Origin of the sequence: Pseudoflavitalea sp. G-6-1-2 (assembly GCF_012927185.1) — a bacterium.
Lineage (GTDB): Bacteria > Bacteroidota > Bacteroidia > Chitinophagales > Chitinophagaceae > Pseudobacter.
The window spans coordinates 229,474-243,238 of the sequence record NZ_JABBGB010000002.1 but is presented as its reverse complement, the minus strand read 5'-3'; the positions used below and the strand labels follow the sequence as shown (position 1 = coordinate 243,238).

The following is a 13,765-nucleotide window of genomic DNA, read 5'->3' as shown; positions in this document are numbered from 1 at the left end:
CCTGGTGTTATTGTCCGGTTTGCAATGGAAACCCTGTTACGGCAGGTTGCGCTTGCTGAATGCCGGATAATGACAATGGCTTGTTGTTCCATTGCGTATCGAAATAAATATTCTGATCGATGGTAACCGATGATGCAAGCTTCAATTTGATCACTGAAGCATTGCCAGCCGCTTTCACCATTTTGTTTCCGGTGATTGTTGCGCCCTTTACATCATCCAGAAAAATTGCGTAACGGCCATCTGCCTGTTCTACATTGAACCCGCAGTTGTTGATGGTAAGATCTGCTGCATGCCTTGCCCAGAGACCATAGGCAGGCTGCGTTTTCAGATTGGATGCATTGTATTGTCCAACCCCAAGTTCAGGGCACAGCGCAGCAGTATCGGAAAGAGAATTGCTTCCCTTCACCAGCACCTGCACATCATTGAACTGAATATTGGAGATATAACCGGTATGTTTTCCGTTGGGGAGTGTAAAATCAAGCCCACCCTGCACTACAGCGCTTTCCGGAAGACTGTAGCCTGCAACAATCGGAGTGGCTCTGCGTTGTTTGCCGTCATAAGCTTTCCATCGGTTGTCAGGAGCACTGAAAGAACTTCCTGCATATACCTCAGTGATATCGATACCATTCAGAATGATGTTATCCACCTGTCCGATGTTCACATTTTTTACCAGCAATTCATTATGCTGTTCGCCATTCTCAGTAAAACTGTACCTGCCCACTTCAGCACCCAAGATACGTGCACGATTGGAAATGGAAATGAAGAAAGGCGTAAAAGTGCGCCGCATTTTTGAACGGGAATGAATTGCACCTGTGTGTCCGCAGTTAAGATGGATATTGCTGATATGTGCCCCATCATTGGTAGAGATGGAGAAACCAGCCTTGTTGGCGCCGAGCACGAAAATATTATCTACACAGATGTCTTTGATATCGTCAGCAGTTTCGGAACCGACCTGAAAGAGATTGCAATTGGTATCTCCGATCACATTCCTCACTTTGTATTTCGAAGCAGGACGTGTAAAGCCCAGTGAACAATCCGAACCAGGTTTTACAATATCATCGGAGCTCACTTTAGAGTAAATATTTTTTACATCTACATTGTTGCATGCCATGAAATCGTAGATGTCACGGGCATTGCGGGGATTGGCTTTACCGAAGTAAGTATCATGAACAGTAATGCCGTCGGTACCTGTAGCCAGCAATACAAAATGCCCGCCCTGATCGATGTGCAGCATATTGTCTACGGCATAATCGCGTTGATTGTTGGGAAGAATATAATAAGGAGCGTCTTTGTTTTCATCGTACCAGAGGTCTTCGTTGCGGGCGAGACCGCCAATCCGGATATTGGTGCAGAGTTTAAAAGTGAACATCTTATCGCTCCGGTTGCCGGGTGCATTGTTCATCACTTTATCACCGGTAACCAGATTGCCGTTTCCGGTTATGCGTCCGTTGCCGGTGATGGCAATATTGTTTTCGCGTTCTGCGAAGAACATGGCATTGCGGAAATAATGGTGACCAACATCCTGCTTGGTGAGATAGTTCTCAGGATCTTCATACGGGCCAGCATCGGTGGGAGAGAGTCCCGAACGATATTTCCGGTCGCTGAACCAGGTAAGCTCAGGCGCGTTGCCTCCTTTCAAAGCCGCGATGGTGGCCTCTTTGCTTACATAGAGATGTACGTTGCTTTTCAGCAACACGGTTCTTACCCGATACATGCCTTTGCCGAAATACAAAGTTCCACCACCCATGCGATGAATGGAATCGATAGCTGCATTGATACGCGCAGTGTAGTCCTGCGTTGAATCACCGGTTATGCCAAATGCAGTGGCAGGGATCGGACCGTGATAATATCTGAAAATATTGGAGTAGCTTATTTTATTTCTGATCGATGCTGATATCCTGAATTGATAGTATTGCCCGATCTGAAGGCCATCGATCTTTCCTGAACCTTGTTTTGCATCGATAACAGCCTTACTGTCCTTCCATGTTCTTCCCTGATCTGTGGACTGTTGTATTTTCAATTTATCTGCCAATACAGAAGGAGAAAACGTTACAGCCAAAATTTCATCCTTACCAGGCAGACTGGCTTCCGGAGCTTCACCGGTCTTATGCGGAGCTTTGCCGAAGTCTTCGATATTAAGCGTTACTGTCTGCGTTACTCTTTCGGTACTTCCACCAAAACTATTGAGTATGGCCGGAGCACTGGTAGAGTAGCTGCAGGAAAATTCGTATTGTCCGATTTTTGCCGGTGAACTTCTTTTGATAGTCAATACAACATCTTCACCGTTGGAAGGGCGAAGATCCAACCCGCGCAAAGTAAGCAGTGTTCCGTTATGTACCGCTTCCAGTTCAGCCGTACCGACTTTTGAATATCCGTATTTGCTTCCTGTACGGCCGATGCTTTGTGTTGCGAGATCGCGCAGCAATACTTCTCCACGACCAATCACATTTACTTTGATATTATCCATACCTGCTTCCAAACCTGGAGGTATCAGAAAGCGAACAGTGGCATTTGGAGATCGTTGTCCTGCAGTAAAGCCGAGTCTGATATCGGTGGAAGTTCCAGCCATGATGCGTGGCTGAAGTATGGTGAGCTTTCCATTCTTTGCCAGGGGCTTCAGGCTGAGATAATATTTTTTGGTGATTTTTCCTGATTCGAGGACGAGCCGGTCGCCATCTGTGATTGCACCGGATGTTTTAGGATCACCATTCGCAGATTCGAAACTGATGATGGATCTCTCCGGAAATTTCAATTGATCGGTAACACCGTTGAGATCGGGCACAGTGCTGATGAGTCCTTCACCTTCTTTGGTATCCACAGAAAATTCATACGTGCTTCCGGATGTAAGAATGATGGTATCGCGGAAGATAGCCGCCACCTGCATTGCAGCCGGTTTGATCTGAATAGCAGGAGCAGGCGTATTGCTGCTTTTTTGAGCAGCAGCATCGAGACAACAAATTACAGGCAGCAACTGCAATAACCGCAGATATGGGAAAATGGAACGCATCGTTAGCATTTGTGTAAGGGTCTTTGAATGAACCACTAAATGTAGCTGCTTTGTGTACACCGAAAATAACATGGATTGGCATACCATACAAATCAGTTAACTGGCATCTGGCTGTAGAGAATCAGCAACAAACCCACTGCATGCCGAATGGTACATGCTTTGTGATCAGCAATGATGGGATCGGACAGTAAAACATAAAGCTATGACTATGAAAACGCCTATCGCTGAAGAAGCGCCCGGAATGATCACTTCAGGAGAAAATATTTCGTATTGGGTAGCATCCGTTCAACCACTGGGAACAGCGCCATTGATGCAGGATGAGACTACCGATATCCTCGTAATCGGTGGAGGAATTGCAGGACTGAGCACTGCTTACCTGCTGGCAAAAGAAGGCAAACAGGTGATGCTGGTAGAAGATGGGATGATTGCATCCGGAGAAAGCGGCAGAACTACTGCACATCTTACAGCTGCATTGGACGATCACTATCAGGCGATCGATCGTGCATTTGGAGAAGCAGGCAGCAAACTCGCTGCGGAAAGCCATACTGCTGCCATCAGCATGATCGAAAAGATTGTGAATGCAGAACATATCGCCTGCAATTTTGAACGTGTGAATGGCTACCTGTTCCTTCATGCCGGCACGAAGAAAGAATATCTGCAGCAGGAATATCAATCGGTGCTCCGCACAGGGCTCGAAGCCCGATGGCTGAATGATACACCCGGTATGCCTGCTGCGGCAGGGCCTTGCATCGAGTACCGCAACCAGGCGCAGTTTCATATCATTCGTTACCTGCATGAACTCTGCAATGCCATCCTTCGCTACGGTGGTAAGATCTATACCAAAACACGCGCTACGGACATCGATTCATCGGGTGCGGTTTGCAACGGATACAAAGTAAGCGCCAATCATATTGTGGTGGCCACCAATTCGCCGATCAACAATATGGTTACCATGCATACCAAACAGTTTCCTTACCGTACTTATGTGATAGCTGCACTGATCGGTAAGAACAGCATGCCGCATGCGCTCTGGTGGGATACCGGCAATGAAGATACAAGATGGATTTCCGCTCCTTATCACTACATCAGAACTGCTCCATACGATCAGCAGCACGATCTGTTGATACTGGGCGGAGAAGATCACAAAACAGGTCAGGCAGAAGATGAAGATGTGCCGGAAGAATTGCGCTACAGTGCATTGATCAACTGGATGAGAATTTATTTTCCTGCCGCCGGAGATATTGTGTACAAATGGAGCGGGCAGATCATGGAACCGATCGATTACCTCGCTTATATCGGACGCAATCCCGGTGATAAGAATATCTACATCATCACTGGCGACTCGGGCAATGGGGTTACGCATGGCACCTTGGGAGCAATGATCATTTCCGATCTCATACAGAACATCCCCAATCCGTGGACTGAATTGTATGATCCTAAAAGAAAGCCCACCAAAGAGTTCGGCAAATACATCAGTGAAATATTGAAGATGGCTGGCCAGTATGCAGATTACATTACGCCTGCCGACATAAAGAATATTGAACAGTTAACAGCAGGTGAGGGAGCCATACTCGGTAAAGGTTTCAAACGCATTGCGGTATATAAAGATGATCAGCAGCAGGTACATGCATTCAGTGCCGTTTGTCCGCATCTGGGATGTGTGGTGCAATGGAATGCAGACGAAAAATCATTCGATTGTCCATGCCACGGATCGCGGTTCACCAAAGAAGGGGAGCTGATCAATGGCCCTGCCATTGCGCCTTTAACACGCATCGATATACAGGATCTGCACAGATAACATCCTCCCATATTTCCTTTCCTGCACAAACAAAAAAAAGCCGCACCAATTAAGGTGCGGCTTCTATGGCCTGATTATTCAGACAATCCTATGGATTGACTTTCTTTGTTTTCAGTTGATCAACATTGCGGATCACTACTTCCACACGTCTGTTGCAGGCTTGACCTTCTTTGGTTTTGTTGCTGCACTTCGGATTGTCTTTACCGAAGCCGCGTGCAATAAGTCTGCTCTTCTCAACACCGTTTGCAGTAAGTGCATCGGCTACAGCCTGCGCACGTTTCTGACTGAGTTTCTTGTTCACCGCTACACTACCTACGTTATCGGTATAACCATCGATGTAGAAATTGGAGTTCGGAATTACATCATTCATGGTTTTTGCAGCATGCTCAAGAATCGGCATCGATTCTGGTTTGATAGTGGCTTTGTTGAAGTCGAACAGGATGTTCTTGAAGTCTGCTGTGATCTGCATCACCACATCTTCAACAGGGCAACCCTTATTGGATGCTGGTCCTGGCTTATCAGGGCAGAGATCTTCTTCATCGTTCACACCATCACCGTCGCGGTCTGGGATCGGACAGCCATTGTATTTCGGAACACCTGGCACAGTAGGACATTTATCGTCTTTATCAGGGATACCGTCGCCATCTGTATCAGGACAGCCTTTGAACTGACCTGAACCAGGTTGATCAGGACATTCGTCGATCTCATCGTTGAGACCATCGCCGTCGCGGTCTGGGATCGGACAACCATTGTATTTAGCCAGACCCGGAACTGTTTTACAGCTATCCATTTCATCATTCACACCGTCACCATCGGTATCAGGAACAGGACATCCCTGGTAGCGCGCAACGCCTGGAATGGTTGGGCATTTGTCTTCATCATCATAGATGCCATCGCCATCAGTATCCTTACGCATTTTCTTTTTGTTCTGGAGGCCGAAGCGGATACCGATATGGAGATCGGCTTGTTTGGTTTTGTCGAAGATGGCAGTGAACAGGCTTCCTGATCCGAGGAATACGGGACCTGCGCGAAGCGAGATACCTGCATTCCATTGTGTGAGTTCACTGTAGTTGATGGGCACAGCCACACCGAATTTAGCGACTTCCCAACGAGGAGTCAGCGTGTAAGAGTTCCATGCAAACAGGTTGAGGTTACCGGTTTTGCTGGTTGCGAACTGGCCGCCAAGGTTTGCATAGAATCCTTTGTGGATATGATAGTCGATGTTTGCCTGAATGGTGGTAGGCAGAGAGATCTTGTACTTTCTGTCTACAGTGGCATCGGGAGTGAAGTGTGGATCTCCATCGAGAAGGGCTTTGTAATCCTTCATGGATTTATCCTTGAATTTATTCATGAGGAACTGATCGCCGGGAGCTACATTCATGGTGTAAGCACCTGCCATATTGCTGTTCTCATTGAATTTGATTTCACCTACGTCCAGTACAGCAACGCCCACTTTGAGTTTGTATTTATTGGCAAAGCGGTCGTCTTCGAACTTGGAGTAGTCGAGATTTGGACGCCATTCGTATACTATTCCGATATCACCACCAAAACCATGACCATTGAACTTGAAGAAGTCACCGAAATCATAGTCTTTGAAGTTGGCATCGGTAGTATTGAGAATTACACGACCCGAAGCGTTGGTCATGTATGGACCATTGGGGCCGCTGTTGATAGTACCGTTGAAGTTTTCGCGGCGGAGATAAGAATCGGCTACGCCTGCGAGGTATTTCAGCGTAAGGCCCACTTTCACGAAGTGATGGCTTTTGGAAGGAGTGATGATCTGGCCTACAGAAGCGCCGATCTCCGTCCAGCCAGCAGCATGAACAGTGGATTTCTTTTCAGAATAGTTGAATGGATACGTGTCTTTCGCATCACCTGCATCGATAACGGCGCGGGCCACGCGACCATTGATATCACGGGCATTACCGAATATGCGTGCACGGGTGGTGAGCGCAACACCGGTTCTGGCGCCGGCATTGAACAGAACGGAAGGTCCGAAGATATCTACGCGGCTCATGGCGTTGAGGTTATCTCCGTTGCCTTTCAGCATAATTGATTTGAGAGAATCTGCATTGAATGAAGACTTTGTGATGTCTTTGAAGCTAAGGCTGTTTTGATTATTGCCCACATAGCCATCGATGGAGAACAGGTTGATGTCCCAACGTGAACGGCTGTCTGCGGCATTGGCTGGATTAAAAAACACCCCATTCACACCGGTGTAGTTACTCGTTCGATAGCCGGGGTAGCTTTGCGCATAGGCCCCGGTGGTAAGGGAAGCCATCAATAAGGCGCACAGGTATACTTTTCTCATACTTGATAGATTTAATGAGTGCATAGCGTGAAAAATAAAATCAGTTTCTACGCCTGAAGTAAGGGGGAGATAGAAATTGGAAAGGAAAGGGTAATCTATACAGTAGGAGATAGGGGGCGGATCATATTATTATACAAATATATGCAAAAACGTGTCCAATAAATAAGAAATGTTTAACACTGTTACGCTTCATTCACCCATTTTCTAAACGCGGGAGCGGTTTCCTGGCTGATTATCACCAGATGCGGGGTGTCGGGAACGGTTAGGTCTACCTGCAATTTCACTTTTTCATAGGGTTTGAATCCCTTTATATAATTAAGTGCGATTATGTATTGACGGTTGGCCCTGAAAAACATATCCGCATCCAGCTCGGTTTCCAGCTCAGTAAGCTTTTTATCCGATACAAACTTCTTTCCGTTGCCATCCAGTGCATACACCACTTTGTTTTCGGTATAGAATATGGCGATCTCTTCGAGCCTTACGGGAATGTTTTCCAGCCCTTTTCTTAACAGTAACCTGCTCTTGCGGCGCTGTGCAATGGTTTCTTGCTTATCGGATTGGTGCAGATGCTCCTCCAGAACCACCCCAACAGGAGGCAGAATTTCCACAGGTAGCGATTTGCCGGGTTTCAGAAAACCGTGAACCTGTTGCTGATTCATCCAGAGCATTTCATTGATCAGGGTAACGATGGTTACGGCAAGCGCGGTATTGGCCAGAAAAATACGGATAGAAAAGTTGTTTACCCAAACGCGGGTAAGGTTCTCCCATACGAATACCATTATACCGGCAATCAGTACACTGAATAATATGGTAACAGAGCAGATAACGAGGAGCCTTTTACTAAGTTGATGGTGTACCCATGGTTGTTGCCGCATTCTCAGGTGAAGGGTTTTGGTACCTGTACGTATAACTAAGGCAAGTAATACAAAGAATGCCAGGGTTGCAAAAAGGGAAGCAGGAGAGAATTGTCCGGGGATGATCAGTCCGGATAATAAAGGAATAAGCACCCCTGCCAGGATTGTTGCGCCGAGGCGCAGGTAATGACTAAGGTTCATAATAATAAGGTTGAATTAACGATGCACATTAAGCATCGGAATCCATCCCATGTGACTATACTTTTCGATCTTAGGCTATCAATGATGCAGGCACTAACCTTCCCGCATGTACATGATAACTTTATTATGCGTTCTTAATTGGCTGTCAAATACTGATCAGGGGTTATTGCAAGTCAGCCGTCTACGGTTAATAGCTGTTTATTGGGGGTTAAGATCCGTAAATATAAGAGTTCCAACAGAGAAAAAATGCTGCTTCGATCATCAAAATTCATGTTTGGGGAATAAATCCTGACAGTATAGAAGCTTGTAGGGGATATTTGTTGCCTTAGTGTTAATTATTCCCAAACAAAAACTGCAGGCACATGAAACGCTTATTACTTGTTTTTACATGCCTACTGTCTGTTTTGTTAGCTACTGCTCAAACAAGAACGATCACCGGAATCGTGAAAGACGAGAAAGGTGACCCGATCGCAGCAGCTTCAGTACGGGCAAAAGGCGCCAGATCAGGAACAACTACAAAAAGTGATGGTAGTTTTTCTCTCACACTTGCTCAATCTGCCACCACAATTGTAATTTCTTCAGTTGGTTACAGCGAGCAGGAAATTCAACTTACTCCCGCTATATCCTATGACATTACCCTTCAGAAGGGCAAGGGTCAGGAATTAAGTGAAGTAGTAGTAACCGCACAAGGCATTAGCAGAGACCGCAGATCTCTGGGTTATGCCACTACCAACCTTAAAACAGATCAGATCGCCAACAAAGGCGAGGTCAACCTCGTTAATGCACTTCAGGGTAAAGTAGCTGGTGTAAATATCACCAGTGCTTCCGGTAGTCCAGGAGCTTCGTCTAATATCAATATCCGCGGTATTACATCATTCCTCGGAAATAACCAGCCTCTTTTCGTAGTGGATGGAATTCCTATCAGTAATGATGTGGATCGTTCAGGAAGTGCTACCGGTTCTTTAGGTGATGCACAACCAGGTAACCGTATTTCCGATCTTAACTTAAGCAATATTGAGTCTGTGAATATCCTGAAGGGACCTGCAGCTGCTGCCCTTTATGGTTCACGCGCATCCAATGGTGCGATCATGATTACCACCAAAAAAGGTGCTGGTGGCAAAGGACGTCTGGATGTTTCGCTCAGCAGCTCTTACGGTATTCAAAAAGTAAGTGGTCTGCCAGATTTTCAGAATTCATATGGCCAGGGCACACAAGGAGTTCATAACCCTCTTAATGCAAACTCATGGGGTCCGAAATTTGGAACTACGCCAACACAGGCGAATGGCCTGATTGACCCAAAGACCAATGAGGTTCGTGCTTACGAATTACACAAAGATAATATCAGGGACTTCTTCCAAACTGGCAACCTTAATGAGAACAACCTTACTATCAATACCGGAGACGCTACACAAAACGCTACGCTAAACCTGGGGCACCTTATTCAGCATGGTATTGTTCCAAATACTAAACTTAAAAGAACCAATATCCAGTTTGGCGGAAATACAACAATAGGTAAATTCAAACTTGGTGCTACAGTTACTTATGTGAACTCTTCTACAACTGGCGCACTCGGTGGAAACCAGGCCAGTGGAGGTACTGGTTGGGGACTGCTTGTGAATGTGCCGAGAAGTCTTGATCTTCAGGCATACAAAGACAATTACAAAAATGCAGACTGGACACAAAACTATAGCAGGCTGCTTGAGAATAAAAACGAAAACCCATATTACACCGCATATGAAAATCCGATGACAAGCAATTTGTCTAGGTTTATCGGTTCTGCTACCATTAGTTATGATATCCTTCCCTGGTTGAATGCCTCCTATCGTTTTGGAGCAGACAGCTATACCGACAGAAGGAAAGTGATCTACGCTACGGGTTCAATTATAAGAAAAGGTGGTTCGATTCTGGAGGATAACTTCTTCCGTCAGGAACTGAACAGCGATCTGATGGTAACTGCCAAGAAAAAAGATATCTTCACTCAAGGCCTCAATGCCAGCGCTATGTTGGGATGGGGTGTAAACCAGCGCAAATTCCAGAATGTTTCGGCACAAGGCCGTAACCTGGTTATCCCTGGATTCTATAATCTCAAAAATGCCACATCGTTCTTAGGAACTGGTGAAACTTCCACCCTTCGAAGACTTGTAGGGTTCTATGGCCAATTGAACCTTGATTGGAACAATTATCTCTTCCTTGATTTAACTGCACGTGTTGACCAAAGCTCAACCCTGCCAAAGAACAAGAACACTTACGTATATCCGTCAGTTGCAGCCAGCTTTGTATTCACTGATGCCTTCGATATCAGCTCAAACATCTTATCTTATGGTAAGCTCCGTGCAAGCGCTGCCCAGGTAGGCCGTGATGCAGAGCCTTACCAACTGAATAATGTGTTTACCAATGCTTCGCTTGGAAACAACGTTGCGCAAATAGACTTCCCGGTTATTGTAGGTGGAGGATCCTTCGCGGGCTTTACCCGTAATAATGTTTTTGCAAGCAATACTATCAAACCAGAGTTCACCACTTCATATGAGATCGGTGCCAACCTCGGATTCCTCAAAAACAGGTTGACGCTCGATGTAGCAGTATTCAATACGGTTAGTAAGAACCAGATCGTTACAGCTGCGGTGCCTGGATCCAGTGGTTACCTGCGCAGATTGATCAACGTAGGAAAGATGACCAATAAAGGTATTGAGATCGCATTAAGTGGCTCTCCTGTAATTTCCAAAGAATTCACATGGGACGTAGCTGCGAACTTCACTTCACTCAAGAACAAAGTTGTAGAAATTGGGGAAGGCATCGAAAGCTTTTCTATCAATGATGGCGAAAGCTTCAGCGGTACTGTGCCTTCAATTGCTAAAGGTTACGCATATGGTGTGATCATAGGCATCAAAAATACAAAAACTGCCGATGGCCAGTACCTTATCAATCCAACCACAGGTCTTTGGGACCCTGCAGACTATGGAATAGTAGCAGATCCTAACCCTGAATGGACTGCCGGTATCACCAATACCCTGCGCTACAAAGGAATTTCTTTAGGATTCCTGTTCGACTTTACAAAGGGAGGAGACATCTATTCGTTTACTGCAGGTTTTCTCCGCACCAGAGGTATGTTGAAAGAAACCGAGGCAAACAGAGACAAACCATTCATTGTACCAGGTGTGCTTGAAACTTCACCAGGCAAATTTGTTCCCAACAATATCCAGGTAACTGCGCAACAATACTGGCAAGGTATGGGCATACAGTCTGAATTGTCTGTATTTGACGCTACTGTGCTAAGGCTGAGAGAACTTTCACTGGGTTATGACCTGCCTTCACATGTACTGGCCAAAACACCATTGAGTCTGGCAAGGTTAACGTTGTTTGCACGTAACCTCTGGTTCTATGCTCCGAATTATCCGTTAGACCCAGAAGTAAATACACAGGGTGCCGGTAATCTTCGTGGCCTGGACCTTCAAGGTGCGCCCAATGCGAAAACGATGGGTGTGAGCCTCAAAGTGTCATTCAAATAATTGTAAAGACTAATTCTATTGTTATGATTAATAAATTATTTCTGTGGTTGCTATGTGCACTTACGGTTGCTTCAGCAGGCTGCAGTAAAAGTTCATTCCTCGACATCAACACGGATCCTAATAATCCTACTGACCCTCCACCATCAGTACTGCTAACTTATTCAACATTGTCTTTAGGCTTTACCAGCGGCAATGAACTGGGCAGAGTTGCAAGTGTGCTAATTCAGCATAACGCCGGTGTAGGCAGCCAGATGGCAGGGTTTGAGTCTTATAACTTAAATGGTAACTTCGATGGATCATGGGATTTTGAAATCTATGCAGGAGCATTACCTGCAATTGATGCCCTGATCGCTAAAACTCAGGGAGTAAGTCCCCACTACTCTGGTATTGCTAAAATTCAGAAAGCATATGTCTTCTCTATTGCCACAGACCTTTGGGGCGATGTCCCTTATTCTCAGGCAGGACAACTTGAACAATTTAAAACTCCTCGTTACGACAAGCAAGAGGATATTTATCAAGGTAATTCTGCAGCGGGTATCCGGAGTCTGTTTGATCTCGTAAAAGAAGGTATCGCTGACCTGAAACAAGCCACACCTGCCGGAGGATTCGAAGTTGGTGCTGAGAATATGGTATTTATGAACACAAATACAGCCGGGATTGTAAACGGTTGGATCAGAATCGGCAATACACTTTTACTGAAACTGGCAAATACCATTTCTAACGTAAATCCAACACTGGCAAGAACAATCATCAGTGAGGTACTGGCTGACGGCAACTATATCAAAAACAATTCAGAGGATATGGATATCCGTTTTGGTACAGATGTTAACAACCAAAGCCCTGTCTACAGCTTCAACCAGGTAAACAGAGATACAGATATGTTGCTTAGCCAACGTTTTCTCAATCTGATCGTAAGTTTGAAAGCAGAAGCTTACCTCGCTAAGATGTATACAAAACCTTCCGGTGCTTTTATTGGATTCGACAACGGTTCTAATAACCCACTTCCTCCACTTGACGATCGTTCACGTTATGCTCCCTTCGTTGGTGGAATTGAGAATGGAGTAACCTTTGTGAGAATGTTGAGCAATGCACAACGTGCATTTATCCTCGCAGAATCAGCCCTGATGCTAGGTACAACAGGTGATGCCAATGCGCTTTTTCAGGAAGGTATCAAAGCAGGCATGGCGAAATCCGGTCTGAGCAATGCTGACATCAATAATTACTTTACTGCTAATCCAACACTGGTTACACTTACAGGTAGTAATGAGGATAAACTGAAACAGATCATTACATGGAAATACATTGCAAATGTTCCCAATCCGCTCGAAGCATACAATGACTTCCGCAGAACAGGTTACCCAGTATTGACCGTTTCACAGAATGCAGGAGGTGATAATGCAAGTGTAATTCCCAAGCGGTATACCTATTCTCCGAACGAAACAGCCGCAAATCCCAATCAACCTAAACCACGTCCGAAAACTGACGTGAAAGTTTGGTGGGCGAAATAATCATCGATCAAAATAAAATGTATTAATATGAAAATATTAAAATATAGCGTGATTTGCCTGATGCTCCTTGCAGGTTTCAGCTCCTGCAAAAAAGATGGCTTTCAGCCATTGGATGCAAGCGCCCCGCCAATTCAGGTAACTGTTGCCAACAAAAGCTCCCAACGTAATGGTCCATCTATAACAGTTTCTGAAGCTAGTCCAAACTTTAGCATCATTCTGGAGATTCCCGAATCAAGCGGAAGAAAAATCAAAGAGATACAAAAAGTTAGCTTCAGTTCTGGTCCGCAGGATTTGTTCGATCCGGAGGTTGAAAACTATGCATCTGGCCCCATTGCGGGAAGTAACAACAAAGTGACTTTCAACTCTTCTCTGGATGAAATCCTGAGCAATGCAGGAGTACCTAAGCCTAGTTATCCATCTAGCGGTGTAAAAGCGGTAGATTATCCTGGCAACTTTTACTTCCTTATCGTCCTCGACGACAATTCAACTCTAATCAGTACGCAAGTGCGTATATTGATGGTTCCATAGATTTATAAGCGTTTCTCTGCCATGCCGGTTCGTCCGGCATGGCAGCGGAAAT

7 protein-coding genes are annotated in these 13,765 nt (G+C 45.5%); 4 read left to right on the top strand and 3 right to left on the bottom strand.

Going from position 1 to position 13,765, the window contains the following annotated elements; genetic code table 11:
• Positions 1-7 precede the first annotated feature (7 nt).
• Positions 8-3,007, bottom strand: coding sequence for a glycosyl hydrolase family 28-related protein (locus HHL16_RS10630; RefSeq protein ID WP_240966092.1), 3,000 nt, complete (start codon positions 3,005-3,007; stop codon positions 8-10).
• Between the two features lie 202 nt (positions 3,008-3,209).
• On the opposite strand from HHL16_RS10630, the gene HHL16_RS10625 reads away from it, so the two are divergent.
• The gene (locus HHL16_RS10625) at positions 3,210-4,805 is read left to right on the top strand and encodes an FAD-dependent oxidoreductase (protein ID WP_206022372.1); all 1,596 of its coding nucleotides are present in this window, start codon (positions 3,210-3,212) and stop codon (positions 4,803-4,805) included.
• 88 nt (positions 4,806-4,893) lie between these two features.
• Here HHL16_RS10625 and HHL16_RS10620 read toward each other — a convergent pair whose 3' ends face one another.
• Positions 4,894-7,116 carry a DUF5723 family protein gene (locus tag HHL16_RS10620; protein ID WP_169425187.1) on the bottom strand — a complete coding sequence of 741 codons (2,223 nt, stop codon included), beginning with the start codon at positions 7,114-7,116 and terminating at the stop codon, positions 4,894-4,896.
• 182 nt (positions 7,117-7,298) lie between these two features.
• Positions 7,299-8,171: a LytTR family DNA-binding domain-containing protein gene (locus HHL16_RS10615; protein ID WP_169425186.1), complete on the bottom strand. Its 873-nt coding sequence runs from the start codon at positions 8,169-8,171 to the stop codon at positions 7,299-7,301.
• 362 nt (positions 8,172-8,533) lie between these two features.
• Between HHL16_RS10615 and HHL16_RS10610 the strand changes: the two genes are divergently transcribed.
• The 3 genes from HHL16_RS10610 to HHL16_RS10600 are packed head-to-tail and all read left to right on the top strand — an operon-like array spanning position 8,534 to position 13,713.
• Complete coding sequence (locus tag HHL16_RS10610) at positions 8,534-11,677, top strand: SusC/RagA family TonB-linked outer membrane protein (RefSeq protein WP_169425185.1); 3,144 nt, start codon at positions 8,534-8,536, stop codon at positions 11,675-11,677.
• A gap of 23 nt (positions 11,678-11,700) precedes the next feature.
• A complete protein-coding gene (locus HHL16_RS10605; protein WP_169425184.1) occupies positions 11,701-13,185 on the top strand; it encodes a SusD/RagB family nutrient-binding outer membrane lipoprotein in 1,485 nt (494 codons plus the stop codon).
• A 27-nt stretch (positions 13,186-13,212) separates the two neighbouring features.
• On the top strand, positions 13,213-13,713 hold the full coding sequence (locus HHL16_RS10600; RefSeq protein WP_169425183.1) for a hypothetical protein: 501 nt from the start codon (positions 13,213-13,215) through the stop codon (positions 13,711-13,713).
• Positions 13,714-13,765 lie beyond the last annotated feature (52 nt).